Here is a 19,690-nt window from a genome sequence, read left to right as displayed (position 1 = left end):
CTTGCGGCGGGTCGAACACCGGAAGAACGTCACCGGCCAGGAGCAATGTCACGAGGACGACGAAGGCGGAGCCGAAAGTCAGGAAACGCCGCACGTGACCATTGTGGGACACGCAGCTGACCAGTGCGCCACGTCACCTGAGTTTGCGACCCGCCCGTGCGAGTAAGGATGCGAGACCTCGGCGACGAGGAATGCGTCGATCCACGAGGAATCGCCAGCCGTTCTTCCGGTCGGCGAGCGGTTGTATCGGGAATGCCTCCCCGATCGGCGGAAGCGGCATGCGTCCGGTCACGACCGGGAACTCGACCTCGATTCCGGCGGCCCCGACGCCGACGGTCCAGCGGCCGCTTCCCAGCCGCCCGGCCTCGATCGTCGCACGCCACGAACCGGATGTCGTCATCACGGGTACGGAGAGTTCCTCCGGACCGGCTTGGAGCACGAGTGAGAATTGTGGGACCGCTCGATCAGCCGGTAGGTCGCCGCCCACTTCCAACCCGGTCTCGGTGGGCGTGGCGTACCGCACGGTGAGTGGCACGAAGTGTCGGAGACCTGACACCGCTGCGACGGTCTCGACGTCTCCTCGGGCGACTGCGTCCGCCATGGCCGATAGGAGACCTGGTTCCGTGCGGGCGGACGGTAGTGTCCGAAGCTCTTGCACGGCTTGTTCGAGCCAATTTCGCGGTACTGCGTCGGCATCGTTCACGAGAGTCGACATCAGGCCCTGTTCCACCAACGAGCCGAGCGTCGTGTGTGGGGATGCATCGTTCCGGAGCGTCAACAGCGCGCTGCGCCAGGCATCAAGGCGACGGAGTCCGTCCCCGGACTGGACCGCGATGACGAACTCACTGGCCGCGCTCCATTGTCCGGAGAGGACGAGATCCCACAGCAGCCGCCGGGCGGGAGCTGCCTTCGCCAGGGCGGTGCCCGGCAGGGCCTGGACGAGTCCCGTCAAAGCGGCGTCCACCGCCGCGATGTCGACGTCAGACGGGCCAGATGCGACGAAGCGGGCGAGATGTGCCCAGCCGTCCGCGTCGAACACCATCTCGGCGTGTTGCTGCCTGACCGCCGGTCGATTCTCCACGAGTCGCGCACAGGCGAGTTCCTGCTCCAGGTAGAGAACCGTCGCGTGAGCGTCCGCGTTCTGGGAGATGGACGAACCGTCGCTTCGATCCCGGTACAAGTACACCTGATCGGGCACGACGTCTACACGACTCGCGTTCACGAATGCCCGCGTCATCGGTTCGATGTCGTCCACGCTTGCGATCTCGGGGAAGCACAGCCCGACTCGGTCCCAGAACGTTCGCCGGATCATGCGGTTCCAGCAAGCCCGGCCGGTGAGGAGCGCGGTTGCGTCGTCAGGCAACACAGCAGTACGCAGGCCGTCGAACGCTTGCCACCGTGCCGTCGGGCTCCACGTCGCCGTTGGCGAGAACTTCAGGTGGTCCCCGATCACCATGTCCGAGCCACTCGCGTCCAGCGCATCGAGCATCACCTGGTACGCACCATCGGGAACGATGTCGTCCGAGTCGGCGAACACCAGGTACTCGCCCGACGCAGCAGCGATCCCTTCGTTCCGCGCAGCTCCGGCAGAGGTGGCATCAGACTGCACGAGGCGGACGCGGCTGTCGGCGGCGGCGAACTGCGTCACCAGCTCCGCTGTGCCGTCAGTTGAACCGTTGTCAACGACGAGGACCTCGCAATCGACGATGCCTTGCGCGAGCACGCTCTCGAGCAGTTCGCCCACCCAGGGCGCGGCGTCACGACTGGGGACGACGACCGACAGCTTCTTGTTCACACCACTCCTCGATGACTCGCGTGGAACCCCGCCCAACCTTAGGATGTGCTGGGTCTTGGGTCTGCCGAGCACCGCGCACTCGTCCGAACTCTGCAGCAAAGGCGCAACTCGTCGATGGTCGAACTCCAAGCCGCCACTCCGTCTCGAGTGGAGCGGTTCTCCCTGTTGGACGGGCTCCGCTTCGCCGCGGCTCTCGCGGTGGTCGCCTACCACTACCTGGCCTTCCCTGAACCGGGCCTCGGTGCGCCCGTCAGCAGCGTCGGCCCGGAGGTCTTCCGCTTCGCCAAGTACGGAGCCTTCGGAGTCGACCTCTTCTTCGTGATCAGTGGGTTCGTGATCCTGATGAGTGGACTCGGACGAAGCGCTGGTGCATTCGTCGCTTCCCGGATCAGTCGGCTCTACCCCGCTTACTGGCTCGGCGTGCTCTCGACGGCCGTCGTCGTGGCTGTTGCGGCGCCCGGGCACCCGGTCGACCTGCGGCAAGTCCTCGTCAACCTGACGATGCTGCACCCGGCTTTCGGCGTCGGGGACGTCGATCCCGTGTACTGGACCCTGTGGATCGAGCTGCACTTCTACGTCATCGTCGGCGTACTCCTGCTCTTCAAGCCCGCCCCCTCGGTCCTCCTCGCGTTCGCTCTCGCTTGGCCGGTCGTTGCCGCCCTTGCGCAGCTCACCGGTTCAGATCTCCTCGCCACGACGTTGATCGCACCACACGCACCGTTGTTCGCAGCCGGGATGGCCGTCTTCTGCATCTACAGGTACGGGTCGAACTCGATCGCGTGGCTGGTGCTCGCGTTCGACACCGCCTTCGCGGTCGCGGTCTCGACACCGAACATCGGCGCCAGCATCGCGCGGAACACCGACTCATCGATGTCCTCGACGGCCGAGACCGTCATGGGGTTGGCTTGCGTGGGCGTGGTGGTTCTGGTCACACTCACTCCGCTGAGTCGCGTCAGCGGGCGCTGGCTCACCACGCTCGGCGCGCTGACGTACCCGCTCTACCTCCTGCACCAGAACATCGGGGTCCTGATGATCCACGCGATGGAGCCAGTCGAGGGAAGGTGGGCAGCCACGGGGGTCACCACCGTTCTCCTCTGCGGAGTGGCATACGTCGTGAGCCGCTACGTCGAGCGACCGGTGGGCCGGGCCCTACGGCGTCGACTCGAAGGAGACCTCGGTGCCCTGGCCGGCGCCACACGACGGCGCTCACGACGAGCGGCCTGAGGATGGCGTCCGTCCCGCTCGCCGACTGCGATCGACGGGCGGGTCAGGCGAGCACCCGTCCGATGACTCGACGTTTCAGTCGCCGAGCGCACGCATCGCGTCGACGACGCGCTCGCTGGAGCGCCCGTCACGTGTCGTGAACGTCTCAGCCGTGCGCTGGCGGTACTCGACGGGCGACTCGTACGCCTCGTTGCTGAGGTGGGTGAGGGCATCGATGACATCGTCCACGCCTCGGACGACAGGTCCGAAGCCGTGAGCGTCGTAATCGAAGTACCCCGGGCGTCCGACGTGCTGCCCGTCGAAGAACGCCTCCTTGTCGAACTGGAAGTACGCGAGTGGGATGTCCAGGAAAGCGGCGTCGAAAGCGAGTGACGAGTAATCCGTGACGAACGCCGCCGTCCGGGCCAGGACGTCCTGCACCCCGTCCTTGGAGAAGTCGAGGAGACGGACATGATCGGGCAGATCGAACTCGGCGAGGTACACGCGCATGTTGGGGTGCGGCATGAACGCGAGGGTCTTCCCGGACTCGCGGGCGAGTGCCTCGAGCCGAGGAGATCCGAGGAGCGCCCGGTACTGCTCTGCGTACTCACTGTTCCGGAAATTCGCGAGCTTCTTCCGCTCGTTCGAGCCTTCCACGCGTTCCCCGAGCAGGTTCTGCCGCCAAGTCGGCATCACCAGGATGATGTCCCGGTCCGCCGCCCCCACCGCCCGCCGTTTCGCGAGCAAGCTGTCGTGCCGAGGGAGTCCGGTCAGTGCGACCTCGTGGGATGAGAACGAGTAAGGCCCCGGTCCGGCGATCGCCCGGTACTCCGCCGGGGTCGTCGTGACGAGTACGTCGATCTGCTTCCAGCTCAGCCACCGAGAGAGGTCGTTGTGGATGACGCCGTGCTGCAGGAAGGTGTACTTGAAGCGTGAACGTCCGTACCGGCGCTGCGGAAGCGGCTGCGTCACGTAGACGTCGGCATGAGACGACGCCAGGTGATCGGCGTGCAACATCAGGAGCTTCCACTCCCACGTGCCGTGCGCGACGAGCCGGAACCCCTCCCGTTCCAGGCGGTCCCAGTCGTTCGAGTCCCTCTTGAGGACGAACCACGCGTTGATCTCCGGCCGGTTCTCACGCACCCATCGGTACAGGTGCTCCGCGTTGTCGTTCGCGTCCGTGTCGCGGTCCATGAACGCCCAGGCGTGGAGGTACTTCCTCCGAGTCGATCGGCTCCGAAGGGCGAACTCGAGCGCCTCGTCGTACAGGTTCGTCTTGCCGACGGCGACCCGGGCACGACGCAGGCTGGCGCGGGCTCGACCCTTCGCATGAGCGAGGAGCCCGTCTTCGTCAGGAGCGTACCGCGCGCTCACATGCCTCCGCTGGCGCATGATGAGCGGGTTGATCTGGCGATTCGACAACCCCTCGGGATGCCCGAGGTCGTCGCCGCGCGCGACGCGCATCATGACTCCGTCGAGGATGATCTTGGTCCGGAGTCCCCGAGCGAGCCAGATGTGACGCTCCCGGATGAGCACACGACCGTAGAACTCGTAGTCGCGCACAGTCTCATGCTGCGCACTTGCCTCGACTCCGTCCACTTCGAAGTGTTCCGTCGGCAGATTCCCGGAGAACCAGTACGAGATCTTGACCAGCTGTCGACCTTCGTCGACCCCGGACAAGCGGACGTAGTCGTGTCGGATCGGAGCGGGCTCGTAGCCTCGGCGGAACGCCTCGCGGACGGGGAAGTCGACCCACATGAGGTCGAAACTGCGGATGGCGTCGTCATCGAGCAGGGAGCGGATGCGCTGTGCGAGTTCATGGAACCGCGGGAGCACTTCCACTGGCGCGCTCGCCGAGAGCGATTGCACGGCGAGTTGTTCCTTGTAGTACCAGAACAAGTCGTACAGCACGGTGTTCTGCAGCCACCGTGGGATGGAACCGAGCTGTGCTTGAGCTGTTTCGAGCGCGTCCAGGTAGCCGTACTCGAGGACGTTCGTGTACTTCTCGCGCAGACGGAAGCTCTTCTCGATGAGGGACGTCCCGTCGCCCCTCACTCGGTAGAGGTACTTCGCGGACGCCATGAGTCCCATGTGGTTGCTCTTGGTGGCCAACATGTACTTCGCGATGAAGTGACCGTCCTCGAAGTTCGGGCGCACCCGGTCGTCGAACCGAAGGCCGTGTTCGCGGACGAACTCCGTCCGCATGAACGAGCTGTTCACGCTGAGCTGGATGATCGGATCGGCGTGGAGGTTGACGATCCGAGACCCGAGGCCGAACTTGCGCCGCTGGGGATGGTTGTCCCGGATCTCACCATCCTCCATCAACCGCATCTGGTGAGCAGCGAGCAGGTTCACGGGGTCCTCCCGCTGAGCATCGCCGTAGAGGCCGATGAACTTCGCGACCTCGCTGAAGTAGTCCGGCTCCAGGACGTCGTCCGGATCGGTGAACGTCACCCATTCGCCGCGGACCCGCTCCAGACCAGTGTTCCGGGCCTCGGCGACCCAGGCGTTCGGCTGCGTGAGTACCTCGACGTGGCCAGGACGGCTGGCGGCCCACTCATGCAGCACCGCGAGGCCGTTGTCGGTCGAGCCGTCGTCGACCAGGATCAGCTGGACGTTCTCGACGCCGAACGTCTGGGTCTCGAGAGAACGGAGGAACGCCGGCAGGTACCGCTCGACGTTGTACACCGCGACGACCGCGCTGATCAGGAACTCATGATTCTCGCTCTGCCCTGCGGACATCGAGGTACCTCCATTGGTCGGGCGTGGTGGCACGCCGCCGATCTCGTGGATCGGGTCAGACAGTTTCGTTGTAAGCGGCCACGACGTCCTCCGTCTTGCCGATCTGCTGGAGCTCGCCCTCGTTCAGCCAGGCGACCTCGTCGCACATGTCCTTCACGGTCGCCATCGAGTGGGAGACGAGGATGACCGTGCGGCCCTCTGCCTTCATCTCCTTGAACTTCGTGCGGCACCGCTTCTGGAACGTCGCGTCCCCGACCGCCAGGACCTCGTCGACGACCAGGACGTCCGGCGTGACGGCGACGGCGACGGAGAACCCGAGTCGGACGTACATGCCCGAGGAGTAGTTCTTCACCGGCTGGTCGATGAAGTGGCCGACGCCCGAGAAGGACACGATCTCGTCGAACTTCCGCGTCACTTCCTTCCGGCTCATCCCGAGGATCGAACCGTTGAGGAAGACGTTCTCACGGCCGGAGAGCTCCGGGTGGAAGCCGGAGCCGACCTCGAGCAGCGACGCCTGCTTGCCGCGGGCGGTGATCGAGCCCTCCTCCGGCCACAGGATCTTCGCCAGGCACTTCAGCAGGGTCGACTTGCCGGACCCGTTCTTGCCGATGAGGCCGAAGGTCGTGCCCTGCGGCACTTCGAACGAGACGTCCTTGAGTGCCCAGAAGTCCTCGTGCACGGACTTCTTGCCACGCATGACCATGCTCTTCAGCGAGTCGTTCCGCTCGTGGTACATCCGGAAGCGCTTGGAGACGTTCTCGACGGTGACAGCAGCATCGTTCACAGGAGTTCGGCCAACTTCTTCTCGTTGCGGGAGAAGACGACGTAGCCGATCGCGAGCGAGACGCACCCGGCGAGTGCGCACGCGACCAGGTCGCCCCATTCCGGCAGTCGGTTGTCGTACATGAGGTTGCGGAAGACCTCGGAGAACCGCTCGATCGGGTTGAGCTTGTAGACCGTGATGATCCACGGGTGCCCGGCCTTGTCCGCAGCGTTCTGGACGAGCGACAGGGGGTAGATGATCGGCGACAGGTACATCCACATCTGCAGGCCGATGCCCACCAGGTGCTGCATGTCGCGGAAGTGGACGTTGACGATCGAGAGGATGAGTCCGATCCCGGCGGAGAACATGGCGAGGAAGACCATGGTCAGGGCGATGACGGGCAGGAACACGAACCACTTCGATCCGAAGACCGCCAGTGCGATGAGCAGGACGCCCATCTCGACGAGCCACGTGAACCCGAATGAACCGACGGCTGCGAGCGGCAGCGTCATCCGCGGGAAGTAGACCTTCTTGATGAGCGAGCCGTTCGCGACGATCGACGTCATCCCGGCGTTGATCACGTTCCGGGCGAAGATCCACGGGAGCAGTCCGCACATGAGCCAGAGCGGGTAGATCTGCAGACCGCTCGGGTCCCCGACCTCGAGCCGTGCCCGGAAGATGAACGAGTACACGATCGTGTAGATCAGCATCGTCGCGAGCGGGTTGATCAATGACCACAGCTGCCCGAAGACGGTGCGCCGGTACTTGCCCTTGACCTCGCGTGCGGTGAGGTTGGCCAGCAGTTCGCGCGACGCCATCAGGTCGTTGAAGTACGTCATGCTTCGGTTGCTGACTCCTCCGGGGCGCAGCGGAGCGCTCCTGGTGCAGGTTCGGGGACGAGACATTCTCGCACAGTGCCGCAGACAGACCCGATCGGGCACGGATCGCAATGCCGACGGAACGGCGATCTGATGGATTCCTGAAGAACTGTCGGTGAATCCAGTAGTGTCGACAGGTGCTCGTCAGCTTCGCCAACCACTCCACCGCGCCCGTGAACCTCGGCGGCGCAGAGCGGTCCCTCCTCCGTTTCGTCGAGGACTGGGCGGCGACCGACGCCGACTTCACCCCGCACTTCGTCACGAAGGCACCCCGCGGCAAGTTCATCGAGGCGCTCGACGAACGCGGCTGGCAGTACGACGCCTTCCGGTACCGCGGGTGGGCCGTGCCGAGCCCGCAACCGGCCCCCGCGGCCGAACGTGCCGCGTTCGCGACCGTCGACTACGCGGCGGTGAGCGCGATCATCCGCCACTACGAGCGTCAGCGACCGGACCTGGTCGTCACCAACACCCTGGTCGCGCCGTGGGCCTCCTTCGCCGCCGCCGTGCTCGGGATCCCCCAGGCCTGGTTCGTCCGCGAGTACGGCGACCTCGACCACGGTCTGCACTTCCAGACCGGACGGGCCGCGACCCTCGGCGACATCGGCCTGCTCGCCGGCGCGGTCGTGACGAACTCCGGCGCCATGCGTGACCACCTGGCCCGCTACATGCCCGCAGAGGAGATCTCGATCGCGTACCCGTCGGTCGACGTCGCCCGGCTCGACGCCACGCGCGCTGCCGAGCCGTCCGTGCAGCCGTTCCCCCAGGCCGACCCGGGCCTCCGCATCGTCGTCGTCGGCCGCGTGGAGCCATCGAAGGGCCAGCACCGGGTGATCGAGGCGCTCGGCCTGCTCCGTGACCGCGACGTCACCGCGAGCGTCTGCTTCGTCGGCAGCTGGAAGCAGCCCGGCGAGGACCAGCGACTGACGGCACGCGCGCGCGAACTCGGTGTCGCCGACCACGTCGTCTTCACCGGCGAGCAGAACGCGCCGGCCCCCTACATCGACGCAGCTGACGTGTGCGTGACGGCGTCGACGATCGAGGCCTTCGGTCGGACCACGGCCGAGTACATGGCCCTCGGCAAGCCCGTGATCGCGACACGGGAGGGCGGGAGCGCCGAGCTCGTCGACCCCGGCGTCACCGGCGCCCTGTTCGATGCTGACGACACCGCCGGGCTGGCCGCGGCACTGGCCGGCTACGCGTCGGACCCCGCCACGGCCAGGAGGCACGGTGCGGCTGCCCCGGACCGGCTCGCCGCCGTCACGGGCTCCGGACACGACAACGCCGCCGCGATCGCCCGGCTCACCGCCCTGGTGGGCACGGAGGGCTACCGGCTCCCCCAGGTGGCCCGCTACTGGTTCGAGTTGCCCGCTGCGTACTCGTCCCTCGGCGCGACGAGCGCCCGTGCTGCCGCTGGCCTGCTGGCCTCCCGCCTCCGGAGCCGCTCCGGCGCCGTCGGTCGACTGCTGTCCCGACCGGCCGCGGTGGTGCGCAGGGTGACCGGCCGATGAGCGAGCACCGCCGACCGGTGACGATCGTCGTCCCGGTCTACGACGACCTGCCCGGCCTCGAACGCTGCATCGAGGCCCTGCTCGACACGGTCGACTTCGAGCGCGACCGTGTGCTGCTCGCGAACGACGTCGGACCGAACGTCGACGCCGTCGAACGACGCCTGCTGGAGCTCGTCGGCGACCACCCCGGCTTCGAGTACGTCCGGAACGAAGCGAACCTGGGCTTCGTCGGGAACTGCAACCGCGCCGTCCTGGAACTCGACCGGACCGGCAACGACGTGCTGCTCCTCAACAGTGACACCGTGCCGATGCCCGGCTTCCTCGACGAGATGACCGCCGTCCTCGGCTCGGACGACACGATCGGCGTCGTCTGCGCTCGGAGCGACAACGCGACGATCGCGTCCTACCCGTTCGCCCGCCGCAACCCCCGGTCGACGATCGCTCCACGGCGGACCCGCGAGCTCCACGGCCGGACGAAGTACCTCCTGCCCCGCTTCACCGTCGCCCCCGTGGCGATGGGGTTCTGCTTCCTCATCCGTCGGGAGATGGTCGACCGGTTCGGGCTCTTCGACGAGGTGTTCTCCCCCGGCTACGGCGAGGAGAACGACTTCTGTCTCCGCATCAACGAGCACGGCTTCACCGCGGTGCTCGCCAACCGAGCACTCGTCCTGCACGCCGGGTCGACGAGCTTCAGCGGCGACCGAGGACCGTCGCTCCGACTCGAACACGAGCGGATCCTGCTCGAGCGGTACCCGTTCTACGCCGGCGCCCTCGCACTGTTCCTGGCGCGGTACCGTGACGCCGTGGACGTCTTCGCCGACACGTTCCTGCCCGACGACGACGTCGTCCGCGTCGCGCTGCACGTCCCCCTGGACCTCTCCGACGAGGTGCTCGCACGCGTCCGCGCGGTGCTCGCCGCCGCCCCCGACCACGTGGTCGTCACCGTGGTCGTGTCGTCGAAGCAGATCCGGCGAGCACGTCAGGAACTCCCCGGCGTGGCGATCGCGGTCGGCGGTCGACCCCGCCAGGTGTTCGACATCGCCGTGGCCCTCGGCGCGCTGACGACGTTCGCTCAGCTCTCAGCGCTGAACGCGAATGCGCCACGGTGGCTCCTCGTCGACCCGGTGGCCCAGGACGCCCGGTGGGCGCACGCGGTCGAGAACCACCGTGCCTCGGCCCTCGACCGGCTGCTGCGCCGCTACGAGAACCGCAGCACCGCCTGGACCGGTGCCGCGGACCTGGTGCGTCTCGTCGAGGTGGTCGCCGAGACCGAGATCGACCCTTCCGCCCTGCGCGCGCGCTGGCAGGCGGTGACCGACATCGCGGAGGCCACGGGCTTGCTGGTGCACCGTTCCACGGTGTCGTTCCGCCGCCTCACGGCGCTCTCCCTCGGCGCACGCAACCCACGGATCGTGGCGCGTCTCCGCGCCGTCACCGGCCGGCGGGGAGCCTGAGGCAGGCTCCCCACCGCGGCACCTGACGCGGAGACCCCCCGGAGGCACGCCACGACGTGACGGGAGGCCCGTGGCGAACCCGCCACGGGCCTCCCGTCACGTCCGTCCCCGGCGCTACACGAGGCAGCGCGGCCCGAGCAGGCTCTTCAGCTCCCCGAACAGGTCCGGCGTCAGGTTCACCGGGAAGGGCAGCTCGAAGGTCCGGGCCACGTCGTCCTTGAGGAGCTTCAACCGCACCTCGGTGTCGCCCTGGTGTCGTCCGAGGACTGCGGCCAGTTCGGTCACCGTCCGGGTGGTCGCCTGCCGCTCGGGCAGGGACAGGGTCAGCGGCCCCGACCCCATCGCGTCGCCGACGTTCGGCTGGAACATGCTCACCGCGTGCAGCGCCTTGCCGTCGTCGCGGACGTTGACCCGGCCGCGCAGGACGACGATCGAGTCCGGCACGAGTGACGGCCCGAACTCCTGGTAGGTCTTGCCCAGGAACATGACGCCGATCTGCCCGCCGAAGTCCTCGATGTCGACGATGCCGTACGGGTTGCCGCTGGTCTTCGCCACCCGGTGCTGCACGCTGGTCAGCAGTCCGGCGACGGTGACCGTCTCACCTTCGATGGAGTCGTCGGCGACGAGCAGGTCCGCGATGGTGACCGACTGGTGCTTGGCGAGCTCGATCTCGAGCCCGGCCAGCGGGTGGTCGGAGACGTAGAGCCCGAGCATGTCCCGCTCGAACGCCAGCTTGTCGCGCTTGGACCACTCCGGTCGCTCCGGGACCTGCGACACCGTGAGGGATGCCGGGTGCTCCTCGGCGACCTCGGCGAACAGCGAGTCGAAGTCGAAGCCGACGTTGCCGTGGAGCTCGTCGCGCTTGACCTTCACCGCGGCTTCGACCGCGCCCTCGTGGATCTCGACCAGGGCACGGCGGCTGTCCCCGAAACCGTCGAAAGCACCGGCCTTGATGAGCGACTCGACCGTCCGCTTGTTCGCGGACGAGATCGGGATCTTCCTCAGGAAGTCGTGGAAGGACTCGAACGCGCCCTTCTCCTGGCGGGCGGCGACGATGTCGTCGACGACGTTGAAGCCGACGTTCCGGATCGCGCCCATGCCGAAGCGGATGTCGTCGCCGACGGCGGCGAAGAACCCGATGGACTCGTTGACGTCCGGCGGCATGACCTTGATGCCCATCCGGCGGCACTCGTTGAGGTACAGCGCGAGCTTGTCGCGGGCGTCGCCGACGCTGGTGAGCAGGGCGGCCATGTACTCGGCCGGGTAGTGGGCCTTCAGGTACGCGGTCCAGAACGAGACCACGCCGTACGCGGCAGAGTGCGCCTTGTTGAACGCGTAGTCCGAGAACGGCAGCAGGATGTCCCACAGCGTCTTGATCGCCGCTTCGCCGTAGCCATTGTCGATCATGCCCTGGTGGAAGCCCGCGTACTGCTTGTCCAGCTCGGACTTCTTCTTCTTGCCCATGGCGCGGCGCAGGATGTCCGCCTGGCCGAGCGAGAAGCCGGCGACCTTCTGCGCGATCGCCATCACCTGCTCCTGGTAGATGATCAGGCCGTAGGTGCCGCCGAGGATCTCCGCGAGCGGTTCTTCGAGCTCGGGGTGGATCGGGGTGATCGCCTGCTCACCGTTCTTGCGGAGCGCGTAGTTGGTGTGCGAGTTCGCACCCATGGGCCCCGGGCGGTACAGCGCGATGAGTGCGGAGATGTCCTCGAAGTTGTCCGGCTTCATCAGGCGGAGGAGGCCGCGCATGGGCCCGCCGTCGAGCTGGAAGACACCGAGGGTGTCGCCGCGCTGCAGGAGCGCGTACGCCTCGGGGTCCTCGAGCCCCATGTGCTCGAGGTCCAGGTCGATGCCGCGGTTGGTCTTGATGTTGTCGAGGGCGTCGCTGATGATCGTGAGGTTGCGGAGCCCCAGGAAGTCCATCTTGATCAGGCCGAGCGACTCCGCTGCCGGGTAGTCGAACTGCGTGACGATCTGGCCGTCCTGCTCCCGCTTCATGATCGGGATGATGTCGATCAGCGGGTCGCTCGACATGATGACGCCGGCGGCGTGGACGCCCCACTGGCGCTTCAGCCCCTCGAGGCCGAGCGCCGTGTCGAAGACGGTCTTGGCCTCCGGGTCGGTCTCGACGACGGTGCGGACGTCGACGGCTTCCTTGTAGCGCGGGTGGTCCTTGTCGAAGATCCCGGTGAGCGGGATGTCCTTGCCCATCACGGGTGGCGGCATCGCCTTGGTGAGCTTCTCGCCCATGCCGAACGGGAAGCCGAGGACGCGCGAGGAGTCCTTCAGCGCCTGCTTGGCCTTGATCGTGCCGTACGTGACGATCTGCGCGACGCGTTCCGACCCGTACTTCTCGGTGACGTACTTGATCGCCTCACCGCGGCGCCGGTCGTCGAAGTCGACGTCGAAGTCGGGCATCGAGACCCGGTCCGGGTTGAGGAAGCGCTCGAAGATCAACCCGTGTCGGATCGGGTCGAGGTCGGTGATGCGCATGGCGTACGCGACCATCGAGCCGGCGCCGGAACCACGGCCGGGTCCGACGCGGATGCCGTTGTTCTTCGACCAGTTGATGAAGTCCGCGACGACCAGGAAGTAGCCCGGGAACCCCATCTGGTTGATGATGCCGACCTCGTAGTCAGCGCGCTCCTGGACCTCGGCCGGGATGCCGCCGGGGTAGCGGTACTCCAGCCCCTTCGCCACCTCCTTCTCGAACCACGAGTGCTCGGTCTCGCCCTCGGGCACCGGGAACTTCGGCATGTAGTTCGCCGAGGTGTCGAACTCGACGTTGCACCGCTCGGCGATGAGCAGCGTGTTGTCGCAGGCCTCGAGGTTGTCGCGGAAGACGTGCCGCATCTGCGCCGGGGTCTTGAGGTAGAACTCGTCGGCGTCGAACTTGAAGCGGTTCGGGTCGTTCAGCGTCGACCCGGACTGCACGCAGAGCAGCGCGGCGTGCGACGTGGCGTCGTGGGCGTGCGTGTAGTGCAGGTCGTTCGTGCCCACGAGTGGGATGTCCAGGTCCTTGGCGAGCCGGATCAGGTCGCTCATGATGCGACGTTCGATCTCGAGCCCGTGGTCCATGACCTCGGCGAAGTAGTTCTCCTTGCCGAAGATGTCCCGGTAGTCGGCCGCAGCCTGGACGGCTTCGTCGTACTGCCCGAGGCGCAGCCGGGTCTGGATCTCTCCCGAGGGGCAGCCCGTCGTCGCGATGATGCCCTGGTGGTACTCCTGCAGCAGCTCGATGTCCATGCGCGGCTTGAAGTAGTAGCCCTCGAGCGACGCCTTCGACGACAGCCGGAACAGGTTGTGCATGCCGGTCGTGTTCTCGGCGAACATCGTCATGTGCGTGTAGGAACCGGCACCGGACACGTCGTCGCCACCGCCGTCACCCCAGCGCACACGGGTCTTGTCGCTCCGGTGGGTCCGCGGCGTGATGTACGCCTCTGTCCCGATGATCGGTTTGACCCCGCCGGCCTTCGCGGTCTTCCAGAACTCGAAGGCGCCGAACATGTTGCCGTGATCCGTCACCGCCACGGCCGGCATGCCCTGCGCGGCGGTCTCCGCCACGAGGTCCGAGAGCCTGGCGGCACCGTCGAGCATCGAGTACTCGCTGTGCACGTGCAGGTGGACGAAGGAGTCGGAATCCGACACGGAACCTCCGGTTCGTACGGTCTGCGGTGGGGTGTGGACAGCCTAACCGCGACCGACGACGATCCCGAGCGTGTCGCAGCGCGGCCCGGCGTGGCCGCTCGTCGTACCCGTTCCTCAGGCCGCGCGGATGCGGTCGAGCGCCAGCTGCAGGTCGTCCGGGTACGACGCCTGGAACTCGACCCACTCCCCCGTGCGCGGGTGCGCGAAGCCGAGGCGGATCGCGTCGAGCCACTGCCGCGTGAGCCCGAGCTCCTCCGCGAGCACCGGGTCGGCGCCGTACGTCGTGTCGCCGACCAGTGGGTGCCGGGTCGCCGCCATGTGCACACGGATCTGGTGCGTGCGGCCGGTCTCGAGGTGGACCTCGAGCAGCGTCGCGGACCGGAACGCCTCGAGGGTCGCGTAGTGCGTGACGCTCGGCTTGCCGTCCGCGGTGACCGCGAACTTCCAGTCGCTCGAGGGGTGCCGCCCGATGGGGGCGTCGATCGTGCCGGAGGTGGGGTCCGGGTGTCCCTGCGCGAGCGCGTGGTAGACCTTCTCGACCGTGCGCTCCTTGAACGCCCGCTTCAGGTGCGTGTACGCCAGCTCGGTCTTCGCCACGACCATCAACCCGGAGGTGCCGACGTCGAGTCGGTGCACGATGCCGGCGCGTTCGGCGGCGCCGGACGTCGCGATCGTGAAGCCGGCGGCGGCGAGGCCTCCGGGCACGGTCGGCCCGTCCCAGCCGGGCGAGGGGTGTGCGGCGACACCGACGGGCTTGTCGACGACGACGATGTCCTCGTCGTCGTGCACGACCGTCATGCCGGGGACTTCCACCGGGATGATCCGCGGGGCTTCCTTCGGGGTCCACTCGACCTCGAGCCACGCGTCGGCGTGCAGGCGGTCGGACTTCTCGGCGACGACGCCGTTGACCCGCACCCCGCCCGCCGCGACGACGTCGGCCGCGAAGGAGCGACTGAAACCGAGGAGCTTGGCGATGGCGGCGTCGACACGCTCACCGGCGAGCCCGTCCGGGACGGGCAGCTGACGCTGCTCGCTCACGTCGCGTCGTGGCCGAGCGGGCCGTCAGTGGACGGTCGGGAGGCGCGGCTGGCGCCCGGAGCGTCGGACGCGGTCCCCGACTCGGGAGCCGCAGAGCCGAACCCCGTCGCGGCGGACCCCGCAACGTCGGTCGCAGAAGCCTCGGTCATCGCGCGCTGCTGCTTCTCGGAGACGGCTCGCGTCCCGTCCAGGTTCACCCCGAGGATCACGAGCAGCACGAAGACGACCATGCTCACGCAGATGAACGAGTCGGCCACGTTGTAGATCGCCGGCATCATCCACGGTGTCGAGATGAAGTCGACGACGTGTCCGCGCCCGAAGCCGGGTTCACGGAACAGCCGGTCGGACAGGTTGCCGAGCGCCCCGCCGAGGAGCATGCCGAGCACGATGGCCCACCACATCGACCGGATACGTCGGGCGTAGACGACGATCGCGACGACGACCGCGGCGGAGATCAGCGAGAAGACCCACGTCATGTTGACAGCGAAGGAGAACGCCGCACCGGGGTTCCGCACAGAAAGGAACTGCAGCGCGTTGCCGAGCACGGGGACGACGACGCCCTCGGGCAGGTTCGCCACGACGAGTGCCTTGGTGACCTGGTCGAGCGTCACCACCACGACAGCGGCGAAGGCCAGTGCCGCGATCGCGCGTGCACTGACCTTCGCTCGTGGGACGGGTCGGTCCAACGTCAGTTGCCGAAGCCCTGCGCCGAGGCCGGGGCCGGCGCGAAGCCGGACTGCTCGGTGCCGGCAGACGAGTCGAGCTCGGAGAGCTGGCTCTGGATGTAGCTCTTGAGCTGCGCACGGTAGTCGCGCTCGAACGTGCGGAGCTCGTCGATCTTGCCCTCGAGCTGCGTGCGCTCCTGGTCGAGCACCGCGACGCGCTGGCGGTTCTGGTTCTCGGTGTCGGCGAGGACCTGGCGCTGCTTTGCCTCGGCTTCGGACACGAGGCGGGCGGCCTGGGCCTGGCCCTCGGCGATGAGCGCATCGCGCTTCTCGACGCCCTCGCGGACGTGCTCCTCGTGGAGACGACGGGCGAGGGTCAGGAGGTTCGTGGTGCCCTCGGTGTCCTCGTCCGGGTTCACCGTGGTGACCGGGGCGGCAGCGGCGACCGGTGCGGGCTCCGGAGCGGCGGCGACCGGGGCCGGCTCGGGCGTCTGGGTCGGAGCGGGCTCGTCGTCCTTGGCGAGCGACGGAGCGGATCCGGCCGACTCGAGGCGCTGACGCAGCTCCTCGTTCTCCTGGTTCAGGCGACGCAGCTCGGCCACGATCTCGTCGAGGAAGTCGTCGACCTCGTCCTGGTCGTAGCCCTCGCGGAACTTGGTCGGCTGGAACCGCTTGTTGACTACGTCTTCCGGCGTCAAAGCCATTGCCGTCACCTCAATAGAACTGCTGAACGTGTGGAACCGGGGGCCCTGCTGGACCGTCCGTGCTGAACGTACCAGCCGGGGTCCCGGTGCGGATGTCCCGCCAGGGCAGGACATCGATCCCGACCACCGTACACCGAGGGCGGCTCCGAACCGTGTCGGCTGCCCGCGTGGCGCGTGTCGCGACCCTGCCGGCCGGATCCCTCGACGGGGTCGGGATCAGATGAAGCGCAGTGCCAGGGACTGCACGACGACCCGCAGGATGATCACGACGAGCATCACGATCGTCCATCCGAAGTCGAGTGCGACGGGTCCGAGCCGGAGCGGCGGCAGGACACGACGTACCGCCTTGATGGGCGGGTCGGTGACCGTGTAGACGAACTCCGCCACGACCAGCAGCGCACGCTGCGGCCGCCATGAACGGTTGAACGACTGCACGATGTCGAGGATGAATCGCCCCCACATCACGTAGAAGTACAGCGTGAGGAGTAAGGAGAGGATCGTGAAGATGAACACGGTTCGGCTCGCTCGTCTCGTGTGACCGGGGCCGGGAGGCACCGGTCACGGGGCGGGTGGGCCTGGGTGCCGAGCGGTCGTCCGGGAGCCGGTCGGGCACCCGTACCGCGCGGGCGGCTCAGGACTGGGCGAAGAAGTTCGCCTCGATGTCGGACTCTACCTCAGCAGGCTCACCGCTCACTGCGATGTGCGCGGGGGAGAGCAGGAAGACCTTGTTCGTGACGCGCTCGATCTTGCCGTAGAGGCCGAGCGACAGGCCGCTGGCGAAGTCGATCATCCGGCGGGCGTCACCCTCGGTCATCTGCGAGAGGTTGATGATGACGGGGATGCCGTCACGGAAGCTCTCGGCGATGGACTGGGCGTCCTTGTACTCGCGCGGGTGGACGGTGAGGATCTCGTTCATTTCCTGGACCGGGGTCGCCTTCTGTGCGGTCGTGTGCGATCGGCGGAGCGGGGTGACCTGCGCGCCGCGCTGGGAGGTGTGCTGGGGCTTCGCGGGTGCGGCGGCCGGGGCGGCAGCTGCGGGAGCGGCGGCGGCCGGGGCGGCAGCGGGCGTCGCGGCGGCCGGGGCCTCCTGCTGCGCTGCCGCGGCCGGGGCCTGCTGGCGCGCCTGCGTGGGCGCGGCCTGCTGCTCGTCCTCGTAGTCGAGTTCCTCGTCGGCGAGGCCGAGGTAGACCATCGTCTTCTTCAGCGGGTTGGCCATGGTTCCTCCGGGGGTCGTGCTCGTTGTTGCCCTGCGACGAGGCTATGGTGCGGCGGGGCGATTCCCGGTGATTGCGGTCCCGATCCGCAGGTGTGTCGCGCCCTCGGCGATCGCGTCGGCGTAGTCGCCGCTCATGCCGGCGGACATGTCCGTCGCCGCGGGGTCGAGCAGGCGCACGCGCTCGGAGATCGCGCGGAGCCGGGCGAAGGCCGCGCGGGGCTCCTCGTCGAGCGGCGCCACCGCCATCACACCGCGGAGGCGCAGGGTCCCGGTGGCCAGGACCCGCTCGGCCAGCGCGTCGACGTCGTCCGGTGCGACCCCGCCACGACCGGGGTCGTCGGTCAGGTTGACCTGCACGAACCCGTCGAGCACGCGGGGGTCCGGCTCGGTCTCGGTCGGGGCGAAGGCGTCCACGACGCTCGCTCGGTCGAGGGACTGCACCACGTGGGCGTACCGGCGGGCCTGCCGGGCCTTCTTCGACTGCAGTTGTCCGACGAAGTGCCAGGTCAGGCCGAGGTCCTCGAGTTCCGCGGCCTTGGCCTGCGCCTCCTGGTGGCGGTTCTCCCCCACGTCCGTGACGCCGAGCACGGCGAGCTGCCGGACCAGGGCGGCCGGGTGGTACTTCGTGACGACGACGAGCGTCAGCTCGTCGACGGAGCGGCCGGCGGCGCGAGCCGCGTCGCCGATGCCCTCCCGGACGGACGCCAGCCGAGCCTCCAGTCCGGTGTCGGACGCTGCGGACACAGGCCGAGCCTCCAGTCCGGTGTCGGACGCTGCGGACACAGGCCGAGCCTCCGGTCCGGTGTCGGACGGGAGGCTCGGCTCACGCTGGTCGGCGTCACTCACGTGCGCGGACGGCTCACTTCAGGAAGTCGGGGACGTCGAGTTCGTCGTCGTCGTCGAAGGCCGGGTCGGCGGCGCGCTGCGCCGGCGGCTCGTGCTCCTGCGACGCCCAGGACGGGGTCGAGTGCCCGGAGTCCTCGATGCGGTTGGACGAGCCGGTGGTGACGGGCACGGTGGCGCCGGCGTCCGGGTCGACGTAGCTCGAGCGACGTTCCTGGTGCTGCTGCTGCGACGGCTCGCCACCGTCGAAGCCCGCGGCGATGACGGTGACGCGCACCTCGTCGCCCAGGGTGTCGTCGATGACCGCACCGAAGATGATGTTCGCTTCGGGGTGCACGGCTTCCTGCACCAGGCGGGCCGCGTCGTTGATCTCGAAGATGCCGAGGTTCGAGCCGCCCTGGATCGAGAGCAGCACGCCGTGTGCACCGTCGATCGAGGCTTCGAGCAGCGGCGACGCGACGGCGAGTTCGGCCGCCTTGATCGCGCGGTCGGCACCCCTCGAGGAACCGATGCCCATGAGCGCCGAGCCGGCACCCTGCATGACGCTCTTCACGTCGGCGAAGTCGAGGTTGATCAGGCCCGGCGTCGTGATGAGGTCCGTGATGCCCTGGACACCGGCGAGGAGCACCTGGTCGGCCGTGGCGAAGGCCTCGACCATGGAGATGCCGCGGTCGGAGATCTCGAGCAGGCGGTCGTTCGGCACGACGATGAGGGTGTCGACCTCGTCCTTGAGGCTCGCGACGCCGTTCTCGGCCTGCGACTGACGGCGCTTGCCCTCGAAGCCGAAGGGCTTCGTGACCACACCGATGGTCAGGGCGCCGATCGACTTCGCGATGCGCGCGACGACCGGGGCGCCACCGGTCCCGGTGCCACCGCCTTCACCGGCGGTGACGAAGACCATGTCGGCACCGGCGAGGGCTTCCTCGATCTCCTCGGCGTGGTCCTCGGCGGCACGTCGGCCCACCTCGGGGTCGGCGCCGGCGCCGAGACCGCGGGTGATCTCGCGACCCACGTCGAGCTTGACGTCGGCGTCGCTGAGGAGCAGCGCCTGCGCGTCGGTGTTGATGGCGATGAACTCGACGCCGCGGAGGCCGAGTTCGATCATGCGGTTGACGGCGTTGACACCGCCGCCGCCGACACCGACCACCTTGATGACGGCGAGGTAGTTGTGGTTCGTGGTCACGTCTGTCCGGCCTCCGGTCAAAACCCTCAACCTGTGCTTGAAGTTCAGAG

15 protein-coding genes are annotated in these 19,690 nt (G+C 67.9%); 3 read left to right on the top strand and 12 right to left on the bottom strand.

The annotated features are described in order from the left end of the window. Positions 1 to 133 precede the first annotated feature (133 nt). Positions 134 to 1,795, bottom strand: coding sequence for a glycosyltransferase family 2 protein (locus DEJ31_RS09540; protein ID WP_181421518.1), 1,662 nt, complete (start codon positions 1,793 to 1,795; stop codon positions 134 to 136). 114 nt (positions 1,796 to 1,909) lie between these two features. Between DEJ31_RS09540 and DEJ31_RS09535 the strand changes: the two genes are divergently transcribed. Then, the gene (locus tag DEJ31_RS09535; RefSeq protein ID WP_111121743.1) at positions 1,910 to 3,019 is read left to right on the top strand and encodes an acyltransferase; all 1,110 of its coding nucleotides are present in this window, start codon (positions 1,910 to 1,912) and stop codon (positions 3,017 to 3,019) included. Positions 3,020 to 3,094: 75 nt separating this feature from the next. Here the strand turns inward: DEJ31_RS09535 and DEJ31_RS09530 are convergent, their stop codons facing one another. From DEJ31_RS09530 to DEJ31_RS09520, 3 genes are read right to left on the bottom strand one after another with little or no spacing between them, the layout of a single operon-like run. Continuing rightward, positions 3,095 to 5,740: a CDP-glycerol glycerophosphotransferase family protein gene (locus DEJ31_RS09530; protein WP_110903109.1), complete on the bottom strand. Its 2,646-nt coding sequence runs from the start codon at positions 5,738 to 5,740 to the stop codon at positions 3,095 to 3,097. A gap of 55 nt (positions 5,741 to 5,795) precedes the next feature. Then, positions 5,796 to 6,524, bottom strand: a complete 729-nt coding sequence (locus DEJ31_RS09525) for an ABC transporter ATP-binding protein (protein ID WP_110903108.1) — start codon at positions 6,522 to 6,524, stop codon at positions 5,796 to 5,798. Beyond that, positions 6,521 to 7,342 (bottom strand): ABC transporter permease, encoded by an 822-nt coding sequence (locus tag DEJ31_RS09520; RefSeq protein ID WP_110903107.1) that lies wholly within the window; start codon positions 7,340 to 7,342, stop codon positions 6,521 to 6,523. Before DEJ31_RS09520 ends, DEJ31_RS09525 begins: the two co-directional genes overlap by 4 nt. A gap of 176 nt (positions 7,343 to 7,518) precedes the next feature. On the opposite strand from DEJ31_RS09520, the gene DEJ31_RS09515 reads away from it, so the two are divergent. Next, a complete protein-coding gene (locus DEJ31_RS09515; protein WP_111121742.1) occupies positions 7,519 to 8,889 on the top strand; it encodes a glycosyltransferase family 4 protein in 1,371 nt (456 codons plus the stop codon). Further along, positions 8,886 to 10,343, top strand: a complete 1,458-nt coding sequence (locus tag DEJ31_RS09510; protein WP_110903105.1) for a glycosyltransferase family 2 protein — start codon at positions 8,886 to 8,888, stop codon at positions 10,341 to 10,343. The genes DEJ31_RS09515 and DEJ31_RS09510 overlap by 4 nt, the downstream gene beginning before the upstream one ends. 114 nt (positions 10,344 to 10,457) lie before the next feature. Here the strand turns inward: DEJ31_RS09510 and dnaE are convergent, their stop codons facing one another. The 8 genes from dnaE to ftsZ all read right to left on the bottom strand — a co-directional run bounded on the left by dnaE (position 10,458) and on the right by ftsZ (position 19,640). Then, positions 10,458 to 13,940: a DNA polymerase III subunit alpha gene (gene dnaE / locus DEJ31_RS09505; RefSeq protein WP_375334561.1), complete on the bottom strand. Its 3,483-nt coding sequence runs from the start codon at positions 13,938 to 13,940 to the stop codon at positions 10,458 to 10,460. Between the two features lie 165 nt (positions 13,941 to 14,105). Beyond that, on the bottom strand, positions 14,106 to 15,029 hold the full coding sequence (locus DEJ31_RS09500; RefSeq protein ID WP_111121741.1) for an RluA family pseudouridine synthase: 924 nt from the start codon (positions 15,027 to 15,029) through the stop codon (positions 14,106 to 14,108). Then, on the bottom strand, positions 15,026 to 15,715 hold the full coding sequence (gene lspA / locus DEJ31_RS09495) for a signal peptidase II (protein ID WP_181433498.1): 690 nt from the start codon (positions 15,713 to 15,715) through the stop codon (positions 15,026 to 15,028). Before lspA ends, DEJ31_RS09500 begins: the two co-directional genes overlap by 4 nt. A 2-nt stretch (positions 15,716 to 15,717) precedes the next feature. Next, a complete protein-coding gene (locus DEJ31_RS09490; RefSeq protein WP_110903101.1) occupies positions 15,718 to 16,398 on the bottom strand; it encodes a DivIVA domain-containing protein in 681 nt (226 codons plus the stop codon). Positions 16,399 to 16,614: 216 nt separating this feature from the next. Further along, the gene (locus DEJ31_RS09485; RefSeq protein ID WP_258366247.1) at positions 16,615 to 16,911 is read right to left on the bottom strand and encodes a YggT family protein; all 297 of its coding nucleotides are present in this window, start codon (positions 16,909 to 16,911) and stop codon (positions 16,615 to 16,617) included. Positions 16,912 to 17,029: 118 nt separating this feature from the next. Beyond that, on the bottom strand, positions 17,030 to 17,614 hold the full coding sequence (locus tag DEJ31_RS09480) for a cell division protein SepF (protein ID WP_110903100.1): 585 nt from the start codon (positions 17,612 to 17,614) through the stop codon (positions 17,030 to 17,032). Positions 17,615 to 17,656: 42 nt separating this feature from the next. After that, positions 17,657 to 18,358, bottom strand: a complete 702-nt coding sequence (locus tag DEJ31_RS09475) for a YggS family pyridoxal phosphate-dependent enzyme (RefSeq protein WP_181421515.1) — start codon at positions 18,356 to 18,358, stop codon at positions 17,657 to 17,659. Between the two features lie 115 nt (positions 18,359 to 18,473). Then, the gene (gene ftsZ / locus DEJ31_RS09470; RefSeq protein ID WP_110903099.1) at positions 18,474 to 19,640 is read right to left on the bottom strand and encodes a cell division protein FtsZ; all 1,167 of its coding nucleotides are present in this window, start codon (positions 19,638 to 19,640) and stop codon (positions 18,474 to 18,476) included. Between the last annotated feature and the right edge of the window lie 50 nt (positions 19,641 to 19,690).

The organism is Curtobacterium sp. MCPF17_031 (assembly GCF_003234035.1).
Lineage (GTDB): Bacteria > Actinomycetota > Actinomycetes > Actinomycetales > Microbacteriaceae > Curtobacterium.
Note: the sequence above shows the minus strand (reverse complement) of the source record. Positions and strands in the feature narration are given on the sequence as shown.